The organism is Photobacterium swingsii (assembly GCF_024346715.1).
Lineage (GTDB): Bacteria > Pseudomonadota > Gammaproteobacteria > Enterobacterales > Vibrionaceae > Photobacterium > Photobacterium swingsii.
The window spans coordinates 817,528-841,023 of sequence record NZ_AP024852.1 but is presented as its reverse complement, the minus strand read 5'-3'; the positions used below and the strand labels follow the sequence as shown (position 1 = coordinate 841,023).

23 protein-coding genes are annotated in these 23,496 nt (G+C 45.1%); 13 read left to right on the top strand and 10 right to left on the bottom strand.

Annotated features, from left to right (window positions below; genetic code table 11):
- Positions 1–148: 148 nt before the first annotated feature.
- The 6 genes from rlmA to OCU77_RS04185 all read left to right on the top strand — a co-directional run bounded on the left by rlmA (position 149) and on the right by OCU77_RS04185 (position 6,072).
- The gene (gene rlmA / locus OCU77_RS04210; protein ID WP_048899723.1) at positions 149–970 is read left to right on the top strand and encodes a 23S rRNA (guanine(745)-N(1))-methyltransferase; all 822 of its coding nucleotides are present in this window, start codon (positions 149–151) and stop codon (positions 968–970) included.
- A gap of 226 nt (positions 971–1,196) precedes the next feature.
- Positions 1,197–2,198 (top strand): ChaN family lipoprotein, encoded by a 1,002-nt coding sequence (locus OCU77_RS04205; protein WP_084711836.1) that lies wholly within the window; start codon positions 1,197–1,199, stop codon positions 2,196–2,198.
- 502 nt (positions 2,199–2,700) lie between these two features.
- Entirely contained in the window at positions 2,701–3,669 is a 969-nt protein-coding gene (locus OCU77_RS04200; protein WP_048899721.1) for an ABC transporter substrate-binding protein, read from the top strand.
- A gap of 167 nt (positions 3,670–3,836) precedes the next feature.
- Positions 3,837–4,781 carry an ABC transporter permease gene (locus OCU77_RS04195; RefSeq protein ID WP_048899720.1) on the top strand — a complete coding sequence of 315 codons (945 nt, stop codon included), beginning with the start codon at positions 3,837–3,839 and terminating at the stop codon, positions 4,779–4,781.
- A gap of 15 nt (positions 4,782–4,796) precedes the next feature.
- Complete coding sequence (locus OCU77_RS04190) at positions 4,797–5,591, top strand: ABC transporter ATP-binding protein (protein WP_048899719.1); 795 nt, start codon at positions 4,797–4,799, stop codon at positions 5,589–5,591.
- 169 nt (positions 5,592–5,760) lie between these two features.
- Positions 5,761–6,072, top strand: coding sequence for a DUF6172 family protein (locus OCU77_RS04185; RefSeq protein ID WP_048899718.1), 312 nt, complete (start codon positions 5,761–5,763; stop codon positions 6,070–6,072).
- Between the two features lie 88 nt (positions 6,073–6,160).
- Here the strand turns inward: OCU77_RS04185 and yfbV are convergent, their stop codons facing one another.
- Positions 6,161–6,610, bottom strand: coding sequence for a terminus macrodomain insulation protein YfbV (yfbV, locus tag OCU77_RS04180; RefSeq protein WP_048899717.1), 450 nt, complete (start codon positions 6,608–6,610; stop codon positions 6,161–6,163).
- Between the two features lie 336 nt (positions 6,611–6,946).
- Between yfbV and OCU77_RS04175 the strand changes: the two genes are divergently transcribed.
- The 4 genes from OCU77_RS04175 to OCU77_RS04160 all read left to right on the top strand — a co-directional run bounded on the left by OCU77_RS04175 (position 6,947) and on the right by OCU77_RS04160 (position 11,923).
- The gene (locus OCU77_RS04175) at positions 6,947–8,143 is read left to right on the top strand and encodes an acetate kinase (RefSeq protein WP_048899716.1); all 1,197 of its coding nucleotides are present in this window, start codon (positions 6,947–6,949) and stop codon (positions 8,141–8,143) included.
- A gap of 202 nt (positions 8,144–8,345) precedes the next feature.
- Positions 8,346–10,484 (top strand): phosphate acetyltransferase, encoded by a 2,139-nt coding sequence (gene pta, locus OCU77_RS04170; RefSeq protein WP_048899715.1) that lies wholly within the window; start codon positions 8,346–8,348, stop codon positions 10,482–10,484.
- A 353-nt stretch (positions 10,485–10,837) separates the two neighbouring features.
- Positions 10,838–11,599: a sulfite exporter TauE/SafE family protein gene (locus OCU77_RS04165; protein WP_048899714.1), complete on the top strand. Its 762-nt coding sequence runs from the start codon at positions 10,838–10,840 to the stop codon at positions 11,597–11,599.
- A gap of 45 nt (positions 11,600–11,644) precedes the next feature.
- Positions 11,645–11,923 (top strand): SelT/SelW/SelH family protein, encoded by a 279-nt coding sequence (locus OCU77_RS04160; RefSeq protein ID WP_048899713.1) that lies wholly within the window; start codon positions 11,645–11,647, stop codon positions 11,921–11,923.
- Between the two features lie 91 nt (positions 11,924–12,014).
- Here the strand turns inward: OCU77_RS04160 and OCU77_RS04155 are convergent, their stop codons facing one another.
- The 6 genes from OCU77_RS04155 to OCU77_RS04130 form a co-directional block, all read right to left on the bottom strand.
- Positions 12,015–12,737: an SIMPL domain-containing protein gene (locus tag OCU77_RS04155; protein WP_048899712.1), complete on the bottom strand. Its 723-nt coding sequence runs from the start codon at positions 12,735–12,737 to the stop codon at positions 12,015–12,017.
- Between the two features lie 257 nt (positions 12,738–12,994).
- Positions 12,995–13,546 carry a phosphodiesterase gene (yfcE, locus tag OCU77_RS04150; RefSeq protein WP_107302317.1) on the bottom strand — a complete coding sequence of 184 codons (552 nt, stop codon included), beginning with the start codon at positions 13,544–13,546 and terminating at the stop codon, positions 12,995–12,997.
- Positions 13,547–13,628: 82 nt separating this feature from the next.
- On the bottom strand, positions 13,629–14,033 hold the full coding sequence (locus tag OCU77_RS04145) for a CBS domain-containing protein (protein WP_048899711.1): 405 nt from the start codon (positions 14,031–14,033) through the stop codon (positions 13,629–13,631).
- Positions 14,030–14,380 carry a P-II family nitrogen regulator gene (locus tag OCU77_RS04140; RefSeq protein WP_048899710.1) on the bottom strand — a complete coding sequence of 117 codons (351 nt, stop codon included), beginning with the start codon at positions 14,378–14,380 and terminating at the stop codon, positions 14,030–14,032. Before OCU77_RS04140 ends, OCU77_RS04145 begins: the two co-directional genes overlap by 4 nt.
- Complete coding sequence (locus tag OCU77_RS04135) at positions 14,370–15,161, bottom strand: DUF1538 domain-containing protein (RefSeq protein ID WP_048899709.1); 792 nt, start codon at positions 15,159–15,161, stop codon at positions 14,370–14,372. Before OCU77_RS04135 ends, OCU77_RS04140 begins: the two co-directional genes overlap by 11 nt.
- Positions 15,162–15,174: 13 nt before the next feature.
- Complete coding sequence (locus tag OCU77_RS04130) at positions 15,175–15,879, bottom strand: DUF1538 domain-containing protein (protein ID WP_084711835.1); 705 nt, start codon at positions 15,877–15,879, stop codon at positions 15,175–15,177.
- 573 nt (positions 15,880–16,452) lie between these two features.
- Between OCU77_RS04130 and OCU77_RS04125 the strand changes: the two genes are divergently transcribed.
- Complete coding sequence (locus OCU77_RS04125; protein ID WP_048899707.1) at positions 16,453–17,355, top strand: TIGR01777 family oxidoreductase; 903 nt, start codon at positions 16,453–16,455, stop codon at positions 17,353–17,355.
- A gap of 23 nt (positions 17,356–17,378) precedes the next feature.
- Here the strand turns inward: OCU77_RS04125 and OCU77_RS04120 are convergent, their stop codons facing one another.
- A complete protein-coding gene (locus OCU77_RS04120) occupies positions 17,379–19,907 on the bottom strand; it encodes an ABC transporter permease (RefSeq protein ID WP_048899706.1) in 2,529 nt (842 codons plus the stop codon).
- Entirely contained in the window at positions 19,904–20,578 is a 675-nt protein-coding gene (locus tag OCU77_RS04115; protein WP_048899705.1) for an ABC transporter ATP-binding protein, read from the bottom strand. Before OCU77_RS04115 ends, OCU77_RS04120 begins: the two co-directional genes overlap by 4 nt.
- Between OCU77_RS04115 and tesA the strand changes: the two genes are divergently transcribed.
- Positions 20,577–21,194, top strand: coding sequence for a multifunctional acyl-CoA thioesterase I/protease I/lysophospholipase L1 (gene tesA, locus OCU77_RS04110; protein WP_048899704.1), 618 nt, complete (start codon positions 20,577–20,579; stop codon positions 21,192–21,194). The two genes, OCU77_RS04115 and tesA, sit on opposite strands and share 2 nt — an antisense overlap.
- A 50-nt stretch (positions 21,195–21,244) precedes the next feature.
- Here the strand turns inward: tesA and OCU77_RS04105 are convergent, their stop codons facing one another.
- Complete coding sequence (locus OCU77_RS04105; protein ID WP_144414921.1) at positions 21,245–21,922, bottom strand: hypothetical protein; 678 nt, start codon at positions 21,920–21,922, stop codon at positions 21,245–21,247.
- Positions 21,923–22,209: 287 nt separating this feature from the next.
- On the opposite strand from OCU77_RS04105, the gene OCU77_RS04100 reads away from it, so the two are divergent.
- Positions 22,210–23,037, top strand: coding sequence for an SDR family oxidoreductase (locus tag OCU77_RS04100; protein ID WP_048899702.1), 828 nt, complete (start codon positions 22,210–22,212; stop codon positions 23,035–23,037).
- Positions 23,038–23,496 lie beyond the last annotated feature (459 nt).

The following is a 23,496-nucleotide window of genomic DNA, read 5'->3' as shown; positions in this document are numbered from 1 at the left end:
GAAATAATTATTTTTGTTTGTGATTCGGATCGTATTTCTCAAAGCTCAATATGAAACATACGACACCAATATGTGCTTGTAGCAGCTGGTTGCAGCTAAATAGTCCGCGGATTACAATAGGGCTCTCATTTTTATCTCGGTTAACTTCATGCCTTATCAGTGCCCTCTTTGTCATCAATCGCTTACTCAACAAGCCAATACTTGGCGTTGCGAGAATAATCACCAGTTTGATCTTGCAAAAGAAGGCTATGTGAACCTGATGCCCGCTCATCACAAAAGCTCTAAAAATCCGGGAGATAACAAAGAAATGATGCAAGCGCGTCGTTTATTCCTAAATACTGATCACTATCAACCGCTGCGTGATCATGTGGTAAACACGCTAAGCAAGAGTATGATGCAAGGTGCAACCAACCTCTTAGACATAGGTTGCGGCGAAGGTTACTACACCTCAGCTTTTTCTAAGCTGAACAAGCAGTATCCTGAGCTAAACGTGCATGGGCTTGATATTTCAAAAATAGCAGTACGTTACGCAGCAAAACGTTACCCTGAATGCCACTTTTGCGTCGCTTCTAGCCACCGTTTACCTTTTGCAGATGATTCTTTAGATGCAGTGGTACGTATTTATGCTCCTTGCCGTCCAGAAGAGCTTCAACGCGCAATCAAAGAAAATGGCTTGCTTGTTACTGTGACACCAGCAGCAAGACATTTGTATCAATTAAAAGAGCTTATTTATTCAGATGTGCGCCTGCATAATATTGCCCCAGAGAATATTGACGGTTTTACTCTGATAGAAGATGAGCAACTGCATTACGAAATGTGCTTACAAGGCGAAGAAGCAACAGCCTTAATGCAAATGACGCCATTCGCTTGGAAAACATCGCAAGCAGTATGGGATCAGCTGGGACAGGAAAGTCAGTTTAGCTGTGAAGCGGATTTTTCAATTCGTGTATATCGTAAAAACAGCCAGTAACAAGTTCGTTTTCTTTCTTCTAAGAGCACAACACTGATTGAAATTGATTCTCATTAATTATTGAGAATCAATTTCATCTACTCTATTATCCAGCCTTTCATCTAGAGTTATATCAATTACATCCACTAACAAAGCAAAATAGCGCACCGTTGGTGGTTCTGGTATCACTGCTATCGATTAGCAAACACTCTGCACACCAAAGGTTTGGGAATATTTCATGAAAAGCATGAAACAATGGCTTTCTCTCGGCTGTATTAGTTTATTGGTTGGTTGCTCGGCGCAGTCTTCATCATCACCAAGTTCAATCAAGGCCGCACCTAGTGCTGTTACAGCAAGCACTCTCGCTCCGACATTTTATGACTACACCATTCGCTCACCAGAGGGTGAAGTACTTTCTATCGCGACACTAGCAAGTCAGATCCAAGATGCAGACATAGTGCTGGTCGGCGAATGGCATGGCCATCCTGCGGCGCATTTATTACAAGCACAATTACTTGCAGCTTTATACAGCCAAAACACCAGTCTTGCACTTTCGATGGAGCAATTTACCCGCGATAAACAAGCTATTGTTAATGACTACCTCGCCGATAAGATTGGTGAAGCCAGCTTAAAGGAAGAGGCCAATGCATGGCCCAATTATATTTCTGACTACCGCCCTTTAGTTGAATTTGCGAAAGCCAATAATTTGGATGTTATCGCCTCTAACGCCCCAAAACCTATCGTACGCTGTATTGGTAAGTACGGAGAGAACTACCTTGATCGCTTACCCAAAAATGAGCGTACTTGGGTTGCAGATTCTCTGACACTGACAGAAGATGCGTACCAAGATAAATTCATTAATTCGATGCACCATGGTGATGAAGCCCAAACTAAGCGCCAATTTGCCGCGCAAACCGCATGGGATGACACCATGGCAGAGAGCATGGTGAACTATTTAGCATCGCATCCAAACACCCAGATTTTACATACCGCTGGCCGCTTTCATGTTGAAGAAGGCTTAGGTACGGCATCACGTATTCTTTCACGCAATCCAAACTTAAAAGTCGTGATGGTCACGCCTGTGTCTTCAGACACGACCTTGAACCCAAAGGCACCGGATTATCAAGTCGAGATGCAACCCTTACCGAAACAATACATGAGTAAGGAAAAAATGATTGCAGCGATGACTAAAATCCACGGCCGCAACAAATCACTGCAGTGCTATGAATCGCAGCCCAAAGAACAATAACGGATAAGAGAAAAATCGAGAGAAGGTTGAGCCCCATCGGCGGCCAAGCTTTTTACTTCACGCTGCTTCGTACAGGAGTACTTAGCAGCTGAGGTACTGGGACTCAAAGGGAGAGATACAGCTGTATCTCAAGGCGCTATCGCCTCTCCATCCAATGGAAAACAAATAGCCCTATAAATTGATTATCTCCCTATATCCTGTCACCGAACTGAACATAATCTGGAATATCCTCGCCCATTGAGTAAATATTCCAATAAAGAATGATATTTCAGAGTTGGCTCGCATTTTAGACACTAATAAACCTCATAACGCCAATTTCGACATCATCCCCCCACTTAAACTCAAAAATTAGTGACTACCACCACCAAATGTTTCACCCTTGTTAAAATTTAGATGTTTTTTCTTTTCCCTTTGCGCTAAAACATTATGCCAAGCCAATAAAATTGCCTGATACCGGCGGCAATAAAAAGTGTACGGAAACAGCATTCAGCAAGGAGCTAGTATGAAAGGAAAAAAATTACTGTCAGCGGTGTGTATCGCCGCCTCGTTAATGGCAACGTCATCGCTTGCAGTAGCCGAAACCGCGCGCGTTGCCGTCTCTCAAATTGTTGAACACCCCGCTTTAGACGCAGCTCGCCAAGGTTTACTCGATGGTCTGAAAAAGAAAGGGTATGTCGAAGGTGAAAACCTCGAATTCACTTACCAAACTGCGCAAGGTAACCCTGCAATTGCAGTACAGATAGCCAAACAGCTTGTTGGCGAACAACCCGATGTTTTAGTGGGTATCGCCACACCAACCGCGCAAGCACTTGCAGCCTCAACTCGCTCGATCCCTGTTGTTTTTACTGCCGTTACCGATCCTATGGGTGCCAAACTCGTCACAAGCATGGATAAACCCGCACGCAATGTCACAGGGTTATCTGACTTATCACCCGTTGCACAGCATGTTGATTTAATGCATGAATTAGTGCCAAACATGAAAACTATTGGCGTGGTATTTAATCCTGGTGAATCAAACGCTGTCGCTTTAGTTGAATTACTAAAATCAGCCGCCAAAGAGAAAGGCTTTAGTGTGATTGAAGGCACTGCGCTTAAAAGTGCGGACGTCCAATCCGCAGCACAAATTGTGGCAGCCAAGGCTGATGTTATTTACGCCCCAACGGACAATACGGTGGCCAGTGCCATTGATGGCCTTGTTAATGCAGCTAACCAAGCGAATAAACCTATCATTGGTGCTTCAACAACCTATGTCGAAAACGGTGTTCTTGCAGCACTCGGATTTGATTACTACCAAGTAGGTGTACAAACTGCTGATTATGTTGATGCGCTTTTAAAAGGACAGAAAGTGTCTTCACTGCCAGTAAAAGTTGCGAAAGGCTCCGACCTTGCACTCAACAAAGCTGCGGCTGCAAAGCTAGGAATTACATTGCCTGAGTCTGCACTTAAACGCGCCACCTCTATCAAACAATAAGCATCAGACACCACGAATTAACGCAGAGCGTTAGTTCGTGGTAACCACCCAATCTAAGGTCACTCACGGCACAACTGTATTAGCAACAGACCTCATCAATAAACACAAAGGATAGTACCACAAGCAGATTTCCCCCTACTTGCGGTACCAAAGACAAGGAGTAGTTAATGTCTTTTTTCGCCTTTATCGGTACGCTTGAAATTGGCTTAGTCTACGGCTTGGTCGCTCTTGGGGTTTACCTTACCTTTCGCGTCCTCGACTTTCCCGATTTGACCGTCGATGGTAGTTTTCCAATGGGAGCTGCCGTCGCAGCTACTGCCATAGTAACCGGTGTTAATCCATGGATAGCGACAGGGCTAGCAATTGTTGCTGGCGGATTATGTGGCTTGGTCACAGGTTTTCTCGCCATTCGCTGTGGGATCCTCCATCTCCTCGCCAGTATTCTCACCATGATTGCCGCTTTCTCTATCAACATCCGCATTATGGGTAAGCCTAATTTAGCGCTACTAGGTGAAGATACGATCTTTACACCTCTTGAGTTTTTCGCAATGGATCATGGCATTGATGCCGGTGTGATCAGACTTGCTATGGTGTTCTTACTGGTTCTCTTCAGTGCTTGGTTTATTGTTCGTCTGCTCGCCAGTGATTTTGGCCTTGGCTTGCGTGCAACAGGGGTAAACAGCCGTATGGTGAATGCACAAGGTGGCAATACCGCACTGTACACTTACCTTGGTCTTGCCCTATCTAATGGCTTTGTCGGCTTCTCTGGCGCGTTATTTGCCCAGACCAATAGCTTTGCTGATGTCACATCAGGGGTCGGTACTATAGTGGTAGGCCTGGCAGCGGTGATCTTGGGACAAACATTAATTCCGGGCCGTAAAATCTGGATCGCGGTTGTTGCAGTGATCCTTGGTTCAGTTCTTTACCGATTAGCCGTTGCCTTTGCGCTTAGTAGTGGCATGTTCGGCTTACAAGCATCCGATCTTAACTTGATCACTGCACTGTTAGTGGCCATCGCACTCATTGCCCCCAAAATGAAATCATCACTACAAAAGAAAGCCAAACAACGAAAATTTAAGCGCTCACCTAACCGCTCAAAACATCTCGCCTAACAAGGAGGTAATAAGATGATTGAATTAAACGATATTCGCGTTACCTTCAACGAAGGCACTATTTTAGAAAACCCAGCATTGCGTGGTGTATCACTGACCGTGCCAGAAAAACAATTTGTGACTGTGATTGGATCGAATGGCGCAGGTAAATCAACGCTACTAGGGGCGATCAGTGGGGAAACCCAAATGACGGATGGCCAGGTGCTGATTGATAATCTTGATGTCACACATCACAGCGTCCATGAACGAGCACGCTATGCAGCGCGTGTTTTCCAAGATCCACTTGCAGGAACATGCGGTTCACTGACGATAGAAGAAAACATGGCACTGGCTTATAAACGTGGTGGACGTCGAAGCTGGAAACATGCTTTGTCATCTAACCGTCGAAAGCTGTTTCAAGAACGCATTAGTATTCTAGGGCTGGGGTTAGAAGATCGTCTAGGCGATAGTATAGGTTTACTGTCTGGCGGCCAACGCCAAGCCGTGAGCCTTGTTATGGCCACCTTAGCTGACAGCAAATTATTATTGCTGGACGAGCATACTGCAGCACTGGATCCGCGCATGGCGGCATTTGTTCTAGAGCTAACCAATACCGTGGTGAATGAGTTTAACCTGACGGTTATGATGGTTACCCACTCAATGAAAGATGCACTGGCGTACGGTGAACGTACTGTCATGCTTCACCAAGGTAACATTGTTTTGGATGTAACGGGGCAAGAACGTAAAGGCATGGATGTTAAGCAATTACTTGAAATGTTCAGCAAAGTGCGTGGCGAAGAGCTTGCTGATGACAGCCTACTACTAAGCTAACCTCCCTATTACTTATATAGTGCAACCAAGAAAACAGCAGGCAGAGATTGTCGGCTGTTTTTTTACTAATGATTGCTCAAAATAGATTCATTATCGCCTCTGCCGTCAAATTGAAGTAAAATGTGATCAGCGCCTGCATAGCAGAGCCCAAATTTGATTTAGGAAAACGATGAAAAAAACATTTGCTTTAACTCACCCAAAAAAAGCCGTACCTCGCGTTGTAGAAGCTGTTAAACACGAAGTGAAGAAATACCTGAAACGCGAGCGCAACAAAGCGCTACCAAAGGGTGCAGATTACTGGGATTTTGATTGTAAGTTTGGTCACACTGAGCAAGAAGCAAAAGTGATCCACGTGAAAGAAATCAACAAGTGTATTGATGAAGCGGAAACACTGGCGCTTGAGTCGTTCTACCTTGAAATTCTGGCGAAGCCAGCAACTCGTGCTAAACGTCAACTTTTAGAAGCAGACGACGAGTTTTAATCTTAACAACATAATGTTGAGACACTAAAAAAGCCCATTATTGGGCTTTTTTGCTATCTGCTATCTGCTATCTGCTATCTGGACAAGACTAAAACCAACGTTCCAATGAAGTGCTATCAAGTTGCTTAAAAGCACTGTTCAACACTTGCGCCAATTCTACATAGCGTGGTTTCGCTTTTACAGGCTCCATTGCTGTGCCTTCACTTTCTAGCTTTTCATGAAGTTCACGATACCAAGTCGCTAATGATGGCGGTAAGTCCGTCCGACTACGTCGCCCCAACCACAACAAACCCTGCAATGGCATACTCAGCGCAAACAATGCCACAATCATCGCTTGTGGGATCGCATCATAATTATGGAATACCATCTGACTCAAAACGCTGATCACAGCCACTGCCGGCATGACACGAATCGCGAATTGTGTCGCTTTAATATAGCGCGGCTCAGGAAACATTGGAGCCAGCTCTTTGCGCATTGGCCAGATAGCCATGTAATCCTGCCCATTACGGAACAGTGACCAAATCGATTTTCGACTCATAAAACACCAAACTTCAAATTTTAGTACAACAATTCAAATTAAGTGATAATAAACTTGATTCAAATTAAACTTTTCTAAAAATCTTTTTGTTATATTGCGTAACAATCGCTATCCTACAGCACGCCTCAATTAATTGTTGCTCGTAATCCTTATTATGGCAACTCTAAGGCAACCTCAAGGATGACCCAGAATTGCGGGTTTCTCAATTCTCAGTTCTACGGATAGACACGAATTTGACCCAGATTAGGCCGACCGAACAAAAAGTCGTCTATTCTATGGGTACTTTTTTATTCAAATGAATATCAACTTTCAGACAGATTATAGGTAGTCACTCTCATGTCTAAGCTGGTTCTAGTACTTAACTGCGGTAGCTCTTCTCTTAAGTTCGCAATCGTTGATCCTGTATCAGGTGAAGAACACCTAACAGGTCTTGCAGAATGTCTGCACCTTCCAGAAGCTCGCATCAAGTGGAAACTTGATGGTAAGCACGAAGCACAGCTAGGTAACGGTGCTGCACACGAAGAAGCTCTAGCATTCATGGTAGATACTATCATTGCTTCTAAACCTGAGCTTGCTGACAGCCTAGCAGCTATCGGTCACCGTGTTGTTCACGGTGGTGAGCAATTCACTCAATCTGCTCTTATCACTGACGAAGTACTTCAAGGTATCGAAGACGCTGCGACTTTCGCACCACTTCACAACCCTGCTCACATCATCGGTATTAAAGCAGCTCAACACGCTTTCCCAGCACTGAAAAACGTTGCTGTATTCGATACTGCGTTCCACACAACGATGCCAGAAGAAGCGTACCTATACGCACTTCCATACAACCTATACAAAGACCACGGTATCCGTCGTTACGGTGCTCACGGTACTTCTCACCTATTCATTACTCGTGAAACTGCACAGCTTCTAGGTAAGAAAGAAGAAGAACTAAACATCATCAACTGTCACCTAGGTAACGGTGCTTCAGTTTGTGCAATCAAGAACGGTAAATCTGTAGATACTTCTATGGGTCTTACTCCTCTTGAAGGTCTTGTTATGGGTACACGTTGTGGTGACCTAGACCCTGCAGTTATGTTCCACCTTCACGACAAGCTAGGCATGAGCGTTGCTGAAATCAACACTATGTTTACTAAAGAGTCTGGCCTACAAGGTCTAACTCAAGTGACTTCTGATTGTCGTTTCGTTGAAGATAACTACGGCGAGAAAGAAGAAGCAACACGTGCAATGGACGTGTTCTGTCACCGTCTAGCTAAGTACGTTGCTGGCTACACTGCAACACTAGAAGGTCGTCTAGACGCAATCACTTTCACTGGTGGTATCGGTGAAAACTCTGCACCTATCCGTGAGATGGTTCTTAACCGTCTAGCTATCCTAGGTGTTGAAGTAGATAGCGAAGCTAACCTTAAAGCACGTTTCGGTAAAGAAGGTACTATCACTTCTGCAAACAGCCGTATTCCTGCAATGGTTGTTTCGACTAACGAAGAACTAGTAATCGCAGAAGATACAGCTCGTCTGACTGAAATCTAATCTGAGATTATCAGGTTGTTTACTGTAAACGGCCTCTAACGGCTGGCTTAGGCCGGCCGTTTTTCATGGTTAACCCCATGAGTTTTTAATTTTATTGTGGTGTTGTTCCATAGTTGTTTCTAACCACTTGTGGCCTAAAACGATTACGGAACAGCGCTGTATTGTTCAATAGTTTGAGGAATTCATAGTGTCCCGTACTATTATGCTTATCCCAGTTGGCGCTGGTGTTGGCTTAACAAGCGTTAGTCTTGGTGTTGTTCGTGCAATGGAACGCAAAGGCGTTCGTGTTTCTTTCTTTAAGCCTATCGCTCAACCACGTCACGGTGGCGATCAGCCAGATCTAACAACAACTATCATTCGCGCAAACAGCGACATGAACGTTGCAGATCCTGTATCAATGGCTCGTGCAGAAGAACTTCTTCGTAACGACCAAAGCGATGTTCTTCTAGAAGATATCGTTGCACGTTTCAAAGCAGCAACAGCAGACGCTGAAGTAGCATTAATCGAAGGTCTAGTACCAACTCGCAAGCACCCATTTGCGAACCAGATTAACTATGAAATTGCTAAAACGCTTGATGCTGAAATCGTATTCGTTGTGACCCCGGGTACTGATAACCCATCACAACTTAAAGAGCGTATCGAAGTAGCATGTTCTAACTTCGGCGGCACTAAGAACGAGCAAATCTCTGGCGTTATTGTTAACAAACTAAACGCACCAGTAGATGCTGACGGCCGTACTCGTCCTGACCTATCTGAAATCTTTGACGATGCTGAAGGTACTGTTCCTTCAAACGTTGAAGTTATGCAAGTGTTCAACTCTAGCCCTATCCGTGTACTTGGTTGTGCACCTTGGAGCCCAGAGCTAATCGCAACACGTGCAACGGATATGGCGAAGCACCTAAATGCTGAAATCATCAACGAAGGTGAAATCGCTACTCGTCGCATTAAGAGCATCACTTTCTGTGCACGCTCTATCCCTCACATGGTTGAACACTTCCGCCCAGGTTCACTGCTAGTAACTTCAGCAGACCGTCCTGACGTTATCGTTGCTGCATGTCTTGCTGCAATGAACGGTGTTGAGATCGGTGCACTACTACTTACTGGCGGCTACGAGCTACCAAAAGCAGTAACTGATCTATGTGAGCGCGCATTCGAAACGGGTCTTCCAGTAATGACTGCTCAAGGTAACACTTGGCAGACATCGCTAAACCTTCAAAGCTTCAGCCTTGAAGTACCAGCAGACGATAAAGAGCGTGTTGAATTCGTTAACGAATACATGGCTAGCCACATCGATGGCCAGTGGATTGAATCGCTAACTGAAGGTTCAACGAAAGAGCGTCGTCTAAGCCCACCAGCATTCCGTTACGAACTAACTGAACTTGCTCGTAAAGCGGCTAAGCGCGTTGTTCTTCCTGAAGGTGATGAGCCACGTACAGTAAAAGCTGCGGCTATCTGTGCTGAGCGCGGTATCGCGGAATGTGTACTTCTTGGTAACCCAGAAGAAATCAAGCGTGTTGCTGAGCAACAAGGCGTTGTTCTTGGTGCTGGCGTAACTATCATCGATTCTGAAGCTGTACGTGAAAACTACGTTGCTCGTCTTGTTGAGCTACGTGGCGCGAAAGGCATGACTGATGTTGTTGCACGTGAAAAACTTCAAGATTCAGTTTTCCTTGGCACTATGATGCTAGAAAACGATGAAGTTGACGGCCTAGTTTCTGGTGCTGTTCACACAACGGCGAACACCATCGTTCCTCCGTTCCAAATCATCAAAACTGCACCTGATGCATCTATTGTATCTTCAGTATTCTTCATGCTTCTGCCTGATCAAGTACTGGTATACGGTGACTGTGCAATCAACCCAGATCCAAACGCTGAGCAACTTGCTGAAATCGCTATCCAATCTGCAGATTCAGCGAAAGCATTCGGTATCGAACCACGCGTTGCTATGATCTCATACTCTACTGGTACTTCTGGTAAAGGTGCAGACGTAGATAAAGTACGTGAAGCAACTCGCATTGCTCAAGAGAAACGTCCTGATCTAATCATCGATGGTCCTCTACAGTACGATGCTGCAATCATGGAAAACGTTGCTGCTTCTAAAGCGCCTAACTCGCCAGTAGCGGGTAAAGCGACTGTATTCGTATTCCCTGACCTAAACACAGGTAACACGACTTACAAAGCGGTACAACGTTCAGCAGACCTAGTATCTATCGGTCCAATGCTGCAAGGCATGCGTAAGCCTGTAAATGATCTTTCTCGTGGCGCACTAGTAGACGATATCGTATACACAGTTGCACTAACTGCGATTCAGGCTAAACAAGCTGAAGCAAATAACGCTTAATCGTTTTAACGACTAAACGTTAATTGAAACGCCTCCATTTTTGATGGGGGCGTTTTTTTTCGCCTTTCTTTTATCATGCCCAGTTTTAGTACTCGCTTTTAGTCTTATACCAATCTGGGTAAGTAAATATTCAGGTGGTTGCGCAGGAAAAAACACTGAAAACAAGGCGTAGATTGCAGATAGCTAGTTGTTCTATCTACAAAACCTATAACGCAGTTATCATTGATTTTAACCAGCAAGAACGATCAGTTACTTAGTTAGATTAGTATTAGCCCTTATAACCATTCCAATCTTACACGTCAGTCCGTATGCTAGTTAGCACGCTACTACGCTTACGGATAAGCTTTACTTTCATGGATGTCATCAACACCCTTGGCCTTTTTATCGGCTCATTGATTTCAAACACCCTCGCCTCCCTCTCAGGCGGTGGCGCAGGGCTGATCCAGTTTCCCTTACTGATATTTCTTGGGCTCCCTTTTAGCATTGCGCTTGCTACCCACAAAGTTGCCAGTGTCGCCCTTGGTGTCGGTGCCGCCATCAAACATATCCGATCTGGCTCGTTAAACTGGACTTTAGCTGCGTATGTCGTGGCAGCTGGGTCTCTTGGCGTTATCCTCGGCGCCAATGTGATCCTTTTTGTACCAGGGCGAATTGCTGAAGCCTTACTCGGTGGCTTAATTGTAGGGCTTGGTCTCTATTCACTGTTTCAAAAAGAGCTCGGTCAAACAGAGCAACCACAGCACCGTAATCACGTCGGCATGCTCTTAGGCGGACTTGGTTTAGCACTCATCGGTATTCTCAATGGCTCACTGACGGCGGGGACGGGTTTATTTGTGACGCTATTTCTGGTGCGCTGGTTTGGTTTTGATTACAAACGAGCAGTGGCGCTGACCTTGGTGAGTGTCGGACTATTTTGGAACGGCATAGGTGCCGTCACCATGTACACCGCAGGCGCAGAAATATATTGGCCTTGGATCCCAGTGTTATTACTCGGCTCACTATTAGGCGGTTATCTTGGCGCTCACCTTGCCACACAGAAAAGTAACCGCTTGATCAAGCGATGCTTTGAGCTACTGACTTTTGTTATTGGCTTTAAATTACTATTTGGTTTTTAATCAATCGCTTTAGCACTTAAATGAAACGTACAGGAAGATCGCGACATGGAAAAAGCAAAAATTGATATTTATTACTGCCGTCAATGTAATTGGATGTTGCGCTCAACTTGGCTCACCCAAGAATTACTGCACACCTTTAGCGAAGAAATTAAGACTGTTAGCCTTCACCCAGATACCGGTGGTCACTTTCGTATCATATGTAATGGTGAGCAAATTTGGGAACGTAAAGTCGATGGTGGCTTTCCTGAAGCGAAGGTATTGAAGCAGCGAGTACGCGATATCATCGATCCTGAACGCGATTTGGGCCACTCAGATAGCAAGTAGTAATCACTAGTAACAATAGAAGAATAAAACAACGGGCGATGAACACATTTCACCGCCCAGAGTTCGTGCTACTCAATACCGTGAAATTACACTATTCCGTTAAGTAAAATTCAATACTGGTAACAACGCGAATATCTTTCTCAATTTTATACAAATCACCGTATTCTTGCCCCGCATCGGTAATTGAGAAATTACCTTGGCGTGCAGAACGGATACTGCCCACTTTAACTCCCGCATTTTCAGCGAACTCATTGGCAGCAATACGCGCATTCTTAGTCGCCGTTTTCAGCATTTCAGGCTTAATTTGATTCAGCTTGGTAAATCGGTACGTCGGCGCATGGTTCGAAATATTGTAGCCTTTCGCTATTAACTTGTTGACCGCAGCACGTACCTTGGCGATTTCATGGGTCTTGGTCGTTTCTAAGCTAATGGTGCCCGTTAAGTCATGATCTTGTTCGACAACCACTTGGTTTTCATCACGGTATTCATAGGTACTGTAATCGATCAAACCAATCGTAATTTCGTCGTCAGTAAAACCATTCGCTTTCAATATATCGACAATTTCTTGCTGCTGCTTTTCGGCAACTTGATACAACGAAGGGATCGCTGCTTTACTCTTCACTTGGTTTGAAAAACTCAGTGACCAGTTTGCGATATCAGCCTCAACACGCTGCTCCGCTAACCCTTTCACTTCAGCCGTATTCATTGCGACTTTGGCGTTATACATTGTCTGACCAATGAAATAACCACTCGCCCCTAGCCCCGACGCAATCAACAAACTACCAAGCGCTATCCCTAATAAATTCTTGTTCATATTCTGCCTATTCATACGTTGTCGCGCACATCAGTGTTACGCTAATGTCACTAAGCATTGCACCTTTGTGCTTATTGTTCTAGCGCTGCATGTTAGGTTTCTGTCAAAGCCTGCTCACCTCATCCCTAAACACCTAAAAGCCAAGTATTACTGACAAATCACATTTTCATTCAATAACATCTAAAAGAGTTTTAGCTACAAAAAAACGCACCGAAGTGCGTTTACTATCATCATTTTCACTCACGGGTCACGTGATATTAATCACTCAGTACAACTGAACACAAGGTCTCGCCCGTAAAGCTTACCACTGACAGTTTATTGTCTTCTAACAGACCAAAACTGGCTTGGTGCTCACCACGTGGAATAGTGGTTGAGCCAGGGTTAAACGCAAAATAGTCGCCATGTGCTTGTGCTACGGGTAAATGCGTATGACCCGAAACAATCACATCGCCTTGGCGTAATCGAGGGTGTTTATCCGCATGGTAAAGGTGGCCATGGGTCAGAAATAAGCGGCGCCCCGTTGGCAGGAGAACCCAGTTGTAATCCGCCATCATAGGGAAGTCGAGCAGCATCTGATCAACATCGCTGTCGCAATTACCACGTACAGCCAAGATACGATCGGCATATTGGTTTAATTGATCAGCAACTTCTATCGGCGCATAACCAGCAGGCAGGGCATTACGAGGGCCATGGTTTAACACATCCCCCAATAAGATTAAGTGCTCAGCGCCGCTTTGTTCAAACGCAGCCAGCATGGTACGGGTGCTCTCAGCACAACCGTGTAAGTCAGAGGCAAAAAACAATTTCATCGTAACAAATTCATAGGTTCTGAGATGAGGAACATGTTACGCCCATCGTGCTCAGATTGCGAATTTGTCCCCCATATAGCCGTTACTCGTCTCGCAGCATGCCGTTGAGTACAATATTGTTGTAACTCACCATCCCTAACACTTTGCCATCTTCGATCACTGGTGCACGGCTCACCCCAAAGCGTTCAAACAAACGCGCACAATAACGCACATCCATCGAACCACTCACAGATAAGGCCGGCTTGGTCATGATTTCATACACGTTCGTCCGCTTTGGAGAGCGGTCTTTCGCTAATACGTTTTTGGCGATGTCATTCATAAGCACAATACCAAACTCATCATCCGCATCACGCTTATTCACGATAAGCGCTTTTACTTGCTGCTGCTTAGCAATACCAATGGCCTCCGCCACTGTCGTCACACCTTCAACCATGGCATAAGTATTCATCATGACATCACGAACTCTAACGATCGCTGCCTCACTCATAATTTATCCTCCACAACTTTTGTCAGCTGCTCGACTTGGTGGGCAACGCCAACGGCATCTTCTACATCAATTTGAACCGCAATACCCTGCCCCGATGTTGAATCAAATTCACCGACTTGCTCGATAGTTTCAAGAATATGGCGCGCAAGGTGCTCTTCCACTAAAAATAAAATCACATCGCGCTGAACTTCAAGTGATAAGCCAAAGAAGGTGGTTTTCTTATGAAGCCCTTCTCCACGGGCGTTATTAATAACGGTAGCCCCTGTAGCTCCAGCTTCCCGTGCAGCATCAAGCACTGCATCACTTTTATCATCTTCAACAAACGCTACTAGCAATTTAAAGCGCATTCTCTGATCTCCTTTCTCGCCATACCGATAGTTGGGCATAACCCATTACTGTCATCATCGGAAACAAACTGGCAAATGCAATCAAACCAAAACCATCTAGCATGGGATTTCGTCCCGGCACTGTCGAGGCAAGACCAAGCCCTAAAGCTGTAACAATTGGCACTGTTACGGTTGATGTGGTGACCCCACCTGAGTCATACGCCAATGGCACTATCATCTTGGGCGCAAAAAAGGTTTGCACTACAACAATGATGTAACCAACCAAAATGTAATAATGCAGAGGGTCTCCCGCCACAATACGGTAGCTTCCCAATGCGATCCCCATGGCAACACCAAGTGCGACAGCAATACGCAGCCCGTTGACTTTTATCGTCCCCCCTGAGACTTGGCTGGCCTTAATTGCCACCGCAATCAAAGAGGGTTCTGCAATCGTGGTGCTAAAGCCGATAGCCGCGGCAAACAAGTACACCCAATAATACTCAGACCAGTCAATGTGTAACGGGATCACTTCATCACTATCGAACAAAAAGGCAGGGGCCGTTAGCTGCTGTGCCATCGACTCACCTAATGGAAATAGCGCCAGCTCTAGCCCCATCAGGAAAAAAGACAAACCAAAGATAACCAACACAAAGCCAGCCACCACTTTGCGCCAATTTTTAACGGGGCGACGTAACACCGCAAACTGAAAGCCAAACATAATGATCACGATCGGCATCACGTCACGAACAGTACCAAAGAAGGTCGACAGGAAATGTTGGGCGGTGCTAGCAATTAGGCTCATACCAAGACTCCTTTCAAGCTATCCATAAGCCATATGCCATCACAAAGATCATTGGAGTGAGAGAGGCAAAAGCGATCAAGCCAAATCCATCAACCATAGGGTTTCGTCCTTTAATGGAAGAGGCAAGACCGACTCCGAGCGCAGTGACTAGAGGGACGGTAATAGTCGATGTCGTCACCCCGCCCGAATCATAAGCAATACCAATAATGCTTGGAGGAGCAAACCATGTCATCACCATCACTAAGCTATAGCCACCAATGATCATTCGATGGATTGGCCAACCTTTCAGGATACGAAGCACACCCAATACAATCGCGACGCCCACCGATAAAGCAACCGTTAGGCGTAGTCCTGAGGCGTAATCTTGCATCGCACTTTCATTACTCGCGATCATGCCACCTTCTGCTGCAACTTCTGCCGCTTCTGACGCCACTGCCGTTAATGCAGGCTCAGCTATGGTGGTCCCAAAACCCAAACAAAAAGCAAAAAACAACAGCCATGCCGCACTCCCTTTTCGAGCAAAGGCTTGTGCCATCGACTCACCAATAGGGAACAGCCCCATGTTTAAACCGATAACAAATAACGTCAACCCAAGCACCACCAGCAATAAACCAAACCCTATGGTGCCAAGTTGAGGAAGGGGTTGTTGCAACACAATAATTTGGAAAAAACCAATGACGACTATGATGGGTAATAAATCGCGCAAACTAGAGAGCATAGACTGTAAAAATGCCGTGAATCCTTTCACTCATCGCTCCCTTGTGATGCCTCCATACTCTAGTGATAGTGTTAATTTACACTAGGTTACAATTTGAAATGTAGACAGCGCGAAGTGGCACACAAATATGACTATTGTTAAATTTATCCCTTGTTATTAGCATGGTTTTTAGCCATTCTAAAATGGTCTCGTATCCAAAAATTCCCCCTCAATTATTTGCCTTTAAAATTCTATTTTTGCATCTCCGTTATACTTAATCTGCTGGTTATCACTTCGCACCAACACCATCGTGTAATACATCCAGATACAAATTGGTGATCTATCAAGGCATTATCGGGGTATCATCTAGTACAACTCATACCAATCTGGGTAAGTAAATGTTCAGGTGATTGCGCAGGAAAAAGCACTGAAAACAAGGCGTAGATTGCAGATAGCTAGTTGTTCTATCTACAAAATCTATAACGCAGTTATCATTGATTTTAACCAGCAAGAACGATCAGTTACTTAGTTAGATTGGTATCATAAGACTGTTACAAACGAATACCCACACGGCATTTGAAGGGAGAGGTTAAAATGAACATACTCGTCACTGGCGGAACAGGCTTTATCGGCAAAGCGCTTCTTCCTCACTTCAACCATGATCAGGTAACCGTCTTAACCCGAGATACTACCCGTGCTTATCAACGTTTAGGCCACCATATAAAAGTCATTAACCAGCTGATTGAATTAGATAATCTCGATAGTTTTGATGCCGTGATTAATCTAGCGGGTGAGCCTATCGTGAATAAACGCTGGAGTGAAAAGCAGAAACAAAAGATTTGCGATAGCCGCTGGCAAATCACCCAAGAATTAGTGAATAAGTTAAGGGCGGGACACAATCCCCCCCACACTTTCATTAGTGGTTCGGCTGTTGGTATCTACGGCGATCAAAAAGAAGATATGTTTGATGAGAGCCTGCAAGTAAACAAGGATGATTTTGCCCATCATGTCTGTCAGAAATGGGAAGATATCGCGCTGCAAGCACAGTCAGAACAAACCCGAGTCTGCTTACTTCGCACAGGTATCGTGCTCGCTAAACATGGCGGCGCATTAGCAAAAATGCTACCGGCCTATCAGCTAGGGCTAGGCGGCCCTCTTGGTGGTGGTAATCAGTATTTCCCTTGGATCCACTTGCAGGATATGGTCAAAGGCATTCTGTTTTTACTCAAGCACCCTTCAGCACAAGGTGCGTTTAATTTCACCGCCCCGTCACCTGTCACCAATAAGCAGTTTAGCCAAACCTTAGCCAAGGTACTACACCGCCCTCATGTATTGAGTACACCAGAATGGTTGCTAAAAATGGGGCTTGGTGAATCCGCTTGCCTGCTACTTGACAGCCAGCGTGCACTCCCAGCTCGACTTGAAGCTGAAGGGTTTAAATTTTGCTTTCCAGAACTGGAGCACGCCTTAAAAGAAACCCTTCATACCGTGAAATAGCCGCACAAAGTGCGGCCAACACATTAACTTTTTAACGGCTGAAGTAATTTAGGCAGCATGCTTTGCGCCAAGGCTAATACCAGCCCAACCGCAATCACAGGTAAACCAAGCCAAAGTGATGGGTGCCATTGTGGCGAGAGTTCAAACCCAAAGTGCACTAACGCTGCCACCATACCCTCCGCCCCCATAGTGGCCATCAGACCCGCAATCAGTGCCATCATACCGTATTCAGACCATACCGTTGCACTGATCCGCTGTCGGCTCGCCCCTAACGTACGATAGAGCTTCATCTCTTGTTGGCGCTGAGACAAGCCAAGACGTAATAACGTCAACACCAGTAAGAGCCCGCTTACCACCCCTAGCGCAGCCAGTACTGATAGCGACAATGACACTTGCTGTAACATTAACTGAATGCGTGACGCCATGATCCGTAGGTCCATCAGGCTCACGGTTGGGTAATCACGACCCAGTTGATTGAGCAAAGGACTCTGATCAGCGCCGATCCGAAAACTCACCAAGAAAGTCGCGGGAAGCTCTGCCACCACATCTGGTGAAAAGATAAAATAAAAATTAGGTCGCATATTGCGCCACTCAACCTGACGGATACTGCCGACCATCGCTGAAAATGGCTGACTGTTCACGGTAAATGCCAACTCATCACCAACTTGAATACGCAAGCGCTCTGCAATGCCTTGCTCAACCGATACTGTCCCTTCTCCTCCCCATGCTCCCGCTATAACTTTATTATGTACGGGGGGTGATTCACGCCATGTGAAATTTAACTCACGGCGTAATGCTTCATCCGACTGCTCTTGATCACTCTCCACTCGCGTATTTGTATTGTCTTGCTGAGTCTGAGTCCCCTTAAGGAATTGCTTGCCATTGGAGGCCACCAGACGCCCACGGATCACAGGATACATCGAAGAATGCGCAATGTTTTGCTCATCTAAAGCTGCCAGATAAGGCTGAGTTTCCGCTTCACTAATATTGAGTGCAAACACATTCGGGGCATCAGACGGCAAAGTCTGCTGCCAATCCGCGAGCAAATCTGTTCGTAGCAGCCATATCACCGCTAGCAGCATCAGTGATGCTGTTAATGCTGCAAGTTGTGCCCCAGTCGCTAAAGGGCTTCGACCAATACGACTCAGCGCCAACTGCATCGCAGGTCCCCACCTTTTTTTCCGCAGCAAAGCTACGACAGCCACGCCGATTACCGCCAGTAAAAATAACATGACGGCTAACCCTAACAGGGTTAACCACATTAAAGTGTTATCACCAAACCAAATTAATAAAGCCCCAAGGGGCACTAGCACCAATCCAAAGCGCCAAGGTGATGCTTGACTTACACTAAATAGCCCTGAACCGGATTGCGCAGAACCTTCAGGCTGCATAACTGCAATGGCAGGGGTATTCACGAGTTTGATTAATGAAATCCCCATGCCAGGGATCGCCACGAGCAAAGCCACTAATATACTGGTAAGTACAGGCATTAACCCCATAGGTGGCAGTGGATCAGGTAAAATATCCCCCAATGGCAATCGTAATAAGGTCTCCAGTAAAGCCCCTAAACCGACACCAAGTACAGCTGCAAAAGCAAACAACATCAATAACTGACCAGCCAACCAACGCCATAACCATGCCTTACGTGCACCAAGACTTTTCATCATAGCGACAGTCTCTCGACGGCTAGTCGTGTAGTGCTGACAAGTAAGAACCAAGGTGGCACTGGCCATGATAATGACCAGAATGAGGGTTAAGGATAAATATTGACGAGCTCGATCAATCAAATCCCCCGTACGACCTTGGGTTGATTCACTGATCCAACGCTGACCCGCTTGCAATTCAATGCTCTGCCTAAAAGAGGCCACGGCGTCATCTGCACCAACAAAGTACATTCGATACTGTACGCGACCACCAAGCTGCACCGCTCCAGTCCGCGCAATATCATCATAATGAATAAGCACGGCAGGCATCTGACTAAATGGGTTAAACGACAATTCAGGATCTTGCGCGATTAAACCAGAAACGGTGAACTGCGCATCACCTACCATGACATCATCACCCTCTTTCACCGCGAGTAATGAAAATAACCGTTCAGCTAACCAGAGTTCCCCCGGCTGCACATGCTGTGATTGAACGCGCGCAGCCCCACCAGACGATAAGGCTAAATTGCCACGTAGCGGAAAATCATTGGCTACGGCTTTTACGCTCACTAGCTGCATATTTTCATCACTAAATGCCATAGTGCCGAATCGTGTTTGCGCAGAAACGGTTAAACCGCGCTGTGATGCAGAGGCCAAAATACCATCATCAATCGGGTTACCCGACACCAAAACCAAATCTGCCGCCAACACGGATCGCCCCTGATCTGTCATGATCTTCTCGACCCGTACAACGAGTGCTGACAGCGCAAACACACACGCAATTATGAGCGTTAATGCCACAGCAACAGGCCATAACTGCCCTTGCCATAACTCTCTCCAGCTCCAACGAGATAATAAATGCGGCGAACGCTGCTGTGTTGCTACCGATGTTTCACTGAGTTCACTCATGCTGCTGCCACCATACCGCCTTCAATACGAACGACGCGATCACAACGCTGTGCAAGTTGTGGGTCATGGGTCACCAAGACTAACGTGGTGCCATGATCGCGGTTTAACGCAAAAAGAATTTCAATAATAGTGCTAGCAGTGTGCTGATCGAGGTTACCCGTTGGCTCATCAGCAAACAGGATTTTTGGCTTGGTAATAAATGCACGGGCCAAGGCGACACGTTGTTGCTCACCACCAGATAGTTGTGTGGGTAAATGGCTTTCACGCCCTTGCAGACCCACTTGGGCAAGCAGCTCCATTGCACGGGTAGCATCCCCCTCTTCACCGCGAATAATCGCCGGTAATAGCACATTCTCAAGTGCTGTTAGCGAAGGTATTAACAAAAAACTTTGAAAAACAAAGCCAATCGATTCACTGCGTAAAGCCGCGCGCGCTTCGTCATCTAACGCCGATAATGACTGCCCGAGTAATTCAATATCACCCGATGTCGGAATATCCAAACCAGCCAATAGTGTCATTAAGGTTGATTTACCTGCACCAGATACACCAACCAATGCAATACTTTCACCCTGCTCGACCTCAAGCGAAACATCCTGCAGAATAGTAATAGACGATGTTGTCGTAGCCACGTGCTTAGATACGGACACAGCTTTAATCACGGATGTAGACATGAAACGATTCCTTTCAGTTTTAATTTTTATTGTTACGCTCCCCTTAGTATCAATCACGGGATACTGCGGCACCTTAATGATACTAGGGGATAGCCTCAGCGCAGGCTACAACATGCGAGCTGAACAAAGTTGGCCAATACTCCTTGAGCCTAAACTCCGCCAGCAAGGTCATGATCTAACCGTAGTCAACGCCAGTATATCTGGGGATACCACGGGCAATGGGCTCGCACGGCTACCAAGTTTATTAGACCGTCATCAACCAGATTACGTCATAATCGAGCTCGGTGCGAATGATGGATTACGAGGCTTTCCTCCTAAAACAATTCGTAACAATTTAGCGGCAATGATCGAAGATATTCACGCCACAGGTGCTCAGAGCCTGTTAATGCAAATTCAAGTCCCCCCTAATTATGGTAAACGTTACAGCCAGTTGTTTAGCGCACTCTACCCTGAACTGAGCCAAAAATATTCGTCGCCTTTGCTGCCTTTTTTTCTTGAAGAAGTGATTTTGAAGCAAGAATGGATGATGGATGATGGCCTGCACCCGAAAGCTGAAGCGCAGCCGTGGATTGCGGATTACATGGCAAAAGAGCTCAATAAGGTGTTAGAGAAATAACCGAGTAACATCAGAAACAAAAAGGGCTAGCCGACGCTAGCCCTTAAAAATCACTTTGAAACTAATGGGTCAAGCGGCTGAATAAGTTTACCTTCTTTGCTATACATCGCGCGGTTCAAATATAACTGACCACCATCACGATACATTGTTATCAAAAAATGCATTTCACCAGTTGGATCAGCATTAAACTTATAAAAGGTACCGGCAACATGAGTAAGAGGATGCATATCTTTACCCGACCGAATAATCATACCTTCAATCTCTAACTCATTCTTACCATCAACAAATTTAGTGCCTGTTTTCCACGTGGTATCAAGTTTACGTAGTTCAAAATCCATCGCATCATCGACAATATTTAAGTAAAGATTACCGTTCAAGTCACCATGCTCGATAGTTACAGGTCGAACAAGCTTAGGCTGAGGGTTAATTCCTGCTATTTCATCAATTTCAATTTTATTGTTGAAACCTTTCTTCGAAAACTCAAGATTTTTTTCCAAAGGAACCAGTGTTTGATAAAACTCATTACCTTGAATTTTAGTTAAAAGTCCAAAGTCATACCCAGGTAACAATGCACTATTTTGAGTCAAGTTCTTGGCTTCATCATAATTAACATTTTGATAAAGCACTCCCTTTTCAACAGTTGGATTCGGCTTGTCGTCTTCAGAGTTACCGCCACATCCGACCAAACCCACAGCAACAAGTAAAGATAACAAAAGTGTCTTTTTCATAAAATTTAGCTCTACGTTGAATGATGCGGAAATAATACGAAAAGATTTCACATTGAACAACACTTCGTTATTCATAAAGCCAAATAAAATTTAAAATGCTAGCCGCAAACGTATGCAACAATAACCACAAAAACAAAACACCACATACAACCAATCGTAAGGAGATTTGTTCTGCGTTAAACAGGCTTATAGAAATATGATGTACCACGACCAGAACAGAAAAAGCTGGTTTTCGTTTTATATTTCACAGATCCTAACAACAGAAGAATCATAGAAGCAGGAAGCAAATGACAAGCTCAATTTTAATCACAGGCTGTAGTACCGGTATTGGCCGCCACTGCGCTTTCGCCCTTCATAAAGCCGGGCATAACGTAGTCGCTAGTTGCCGAAAACAAAGTGATGTGGATGCACTGCAAGCTGAGGGACTACAATGCGTTCAACTTGATTTAACCGATACAGATTCCATTCATCAAGGTCTCGAACAAGCTCTGAAACTGACCGGTGGCAAATTAGATGTCTTGTTTAATAATGGGGCTTACGGCCAAGCAGGTGCACTGGAAGACCTTCCCACTCAAGCCTTACGTGAACAGTTTGAAACCAATGTCTTTGGTTGGCATGAACTCACGAAAGCTGTGATCCCCATTATGCTCAAACAAGGTAGTGGTAAAATTGTGCAAAACAGCTCAGTGCTGGGTTTAGTGGCGATGAAATACCGTGGGGCATATAACGCCAGCAAATTCGCTTTAGAAGGTTATACCGATACATTACGCCTTGAGCTTATGAATACTCCTATTCATGTCTGTTTGATTGAGCCAGGGCCAATCGAAAGTCATTTTCGTGATAATGCCAAAAAAGCGTTTGAAAAGTACATTAATGTCGACAATTCTCGTCATATCAAAAACTATCATAAGACACTGGAGAGATTGGGCAAATCTTCGCCATCTAATAAGTTTACTTTGACATCAGAGGCCGTTTTACGCCCCTTATTACATATTATTGGCAGTGATAAGCCTAAAGCGCGCTATTTCGTTACACAACCAACTTATATCTTTGGTTTCTTACGCCGGATCTTACCTTCGTCATTACTGGATCGTTTACTCAATAAAAGTGATTAACCCTTAGCAGACCTGACTTGATAAAAGATCGTAAGGAAAGGCACTTATGATCTTTATCCGTATATTCCCACCAATATTAAGCTGTTCAATAAGCGTCCAAATTAGAAACTACTTGCGTTTATGCGGCCTTATTGATTGTTTTAAATCAGATAAACACCCTTTCCCTTACGATATACTCAAGTTTCATCAAAAAACACCAGTAACGTAATATAACTGTCACAGAGTGATCGTAAATTAGTCACTGTTGAGCAAACCCTCATCGCCCCCTATATAAAAACGAGAACGATACTGAGGAAGACCATGTCCTTACGACAACTAAATTTACTTTGTGTCTGTGTGACACTCGCATTACTACTAACCTTCAACGGTTAAAAAGGAGAGCCCAGCTCTCCTTTTTGCTTTTTCATTCCCCTGCATCCCCTTGATATTAACGTCACTATCCCCATATAGTGAATATCA

Excerpts from the sequence above, each read along its gene's own strand:
- pta (WP_048899715.1), top strand. The coding sequence starts at position 8,346 with ATGCTTATCCCAGTTGGCGCTGGTGTTGGCTTAACAAGCGTTAGTCTT.
- OCU77_RS04155 (WP_048899712.1), bottom strand. The coding sequence starts at position 12,737 with ATGAACAAGAATTTATTAGGGATAGCGCTTGGTAGTTTGTTGATTGCG.
- OCU77_RS04205 (WP_084711836.1), top strand. The coding sequence starts at position 1,197 with ATGAAACAATGGCTTTCTCTCGGCTGTATTAGTTTATTGGTTGGTTGC.
- OCU77_RS04160 (WP_048899713.1), top strand. The coding sequence starts at position 11,645 with ATGGAAAAAGCAAAAATTGATATTTATTACTGCCGTCAATGTAATTGG.
- OCU77_RS04140 (WP_048899710.1), bottom strand. The coding sequence starts at position 14,380 with ATGCGCTTTAAATTGCTAGTAGCGTTTGTTGAAGATGATAAAAGTGAT.
- OCU77_RS04115 (WP_048899705.1), bottom strand. The coding sequence starts at position 20,578 with ATGTCTACATCCGTGATTAAAGCTGTGTCCGTATCTAAGCACGTGGCT.
- tesA (WP_048899704.1), top strand. The coding sequence starts at position 20,577 with ATGAAACGATTCCTTTCAGTTTTAATTTTTATTGTTACGCTCCCCTTA.
- yfbV (WP_048899717.1), bottom strand. The coding sequence starts at position 6,610 with ATGAGTCGAAAATCGATTTGGTCACTGTTCCGTAATGGGCAGGATTAC.
- OCU77_RS04120 (WP_048899706.1), bottom strand. The coding sequence starts at position 19,907 with ATGAGTGAACTCAGTGAAACATCGGTAGCAACACAGCAGCGTTCGCCG.
- OCU77_RS04145 (WP_048899711.1), bottom strand. The coding sequence starts at position 14,033 with ATGAGTGAGGCAGCGATCGTTAGAGTTCGTGATGTCATGATGAATACT.
- rlmA (WP_048899723.1), top strand. The coding sequence starts at position 149 with ATGCCTTATCAGTGCCCTCTTTGTCATCAATCGCTTACTCAACAAGCC.
- OCU77_RS04125 (WP_048899707.1), top strand. The coding sequence starts at position 16,453 with ATGAACATACTCGTCACTGGCGGAACAGGCTTTATCGGCAAAGCGCTT.
- OCU77_RS04130 (WP_084711835.1), bottom strand. The coding sequence starts at position 15,879 with ATGCTCTCTAGTTTGCGCGATTTATTACCCATCATAGTCGTCATTGGT.
- yfcE (WP_107302317.1), bottom strand. The coding sequence starts at position 13,546 with ATGAAATTGTTTTTTGCCTCTGACTTACACGGTTGTGCTGAGAGCACC.
- OCU77_RS04105 (WP_144414921.1), bottom strand. The coding sequence starts at position 21,922 with ATGAAAAAGACACTTTTGTTATCTTTACTTGTTGCTGTGGGTTTGGTC.
- OCU77_RS04200 (WP_048899721.1), top strand. The coding sequence starts at position 2,701 with ATGAAAGGAAAAAAATTACTGTCAGCGGTGTGTATCGCCGCCTCGTTA.
- OCU77_RS04135 (WP_048899709.1), bottom strand. The coding sequence starts at position 15,161 with ATGAGCCTAATTGCTAGCACCGCCCAACATTTCCTGTCGACCTTCTTT.
- OCU77_RS04165 (WP_048899714.1), top strand. The coding sequence starts at position 10,838 with ATGGATGTCATCAACACCCTTGGCCTTTTTATCGGCTCATTGATTTCA.
- OCU77_RS04195 (WP_048899720.1), top strand. The coding sequence starts at position 3,837 with ATGTCTTTTTTCGCCTTTATCGGTACGCTTGAAATTGGCTTAGTCTAC.
- OCU77_RS04190 (WP_048899719.1), top strand. The coding sequence starts at position 4,797 with ATGATTGAATTAAACGATATTCGCGTTACCTTCAACGAAGGCACTATT.
- OCU77_RS04175 (WP_048899716.1), top strand. The coding sequence starts at position 6,947 with ATGTCTAAGCTGGTTCTAGTACTTAACTGCGGTAGCTCTTCTCTTAAG.
- OCU77_RS04100 (WP_048899702.1), top strand. The coding sequence starts at position 22,210 with ATGACAAGCTCAATTTTAATCACAGGCTGTAGTACCGGTATTGGCCGC.
- OCU77_RS04185 (WP_048899718.1), top strand. The coding sequence starts at position 5,761 with ATGAAAAAAACATTTGCTTTAACTCACCCAAAAAAAGCCGTACCTCGC.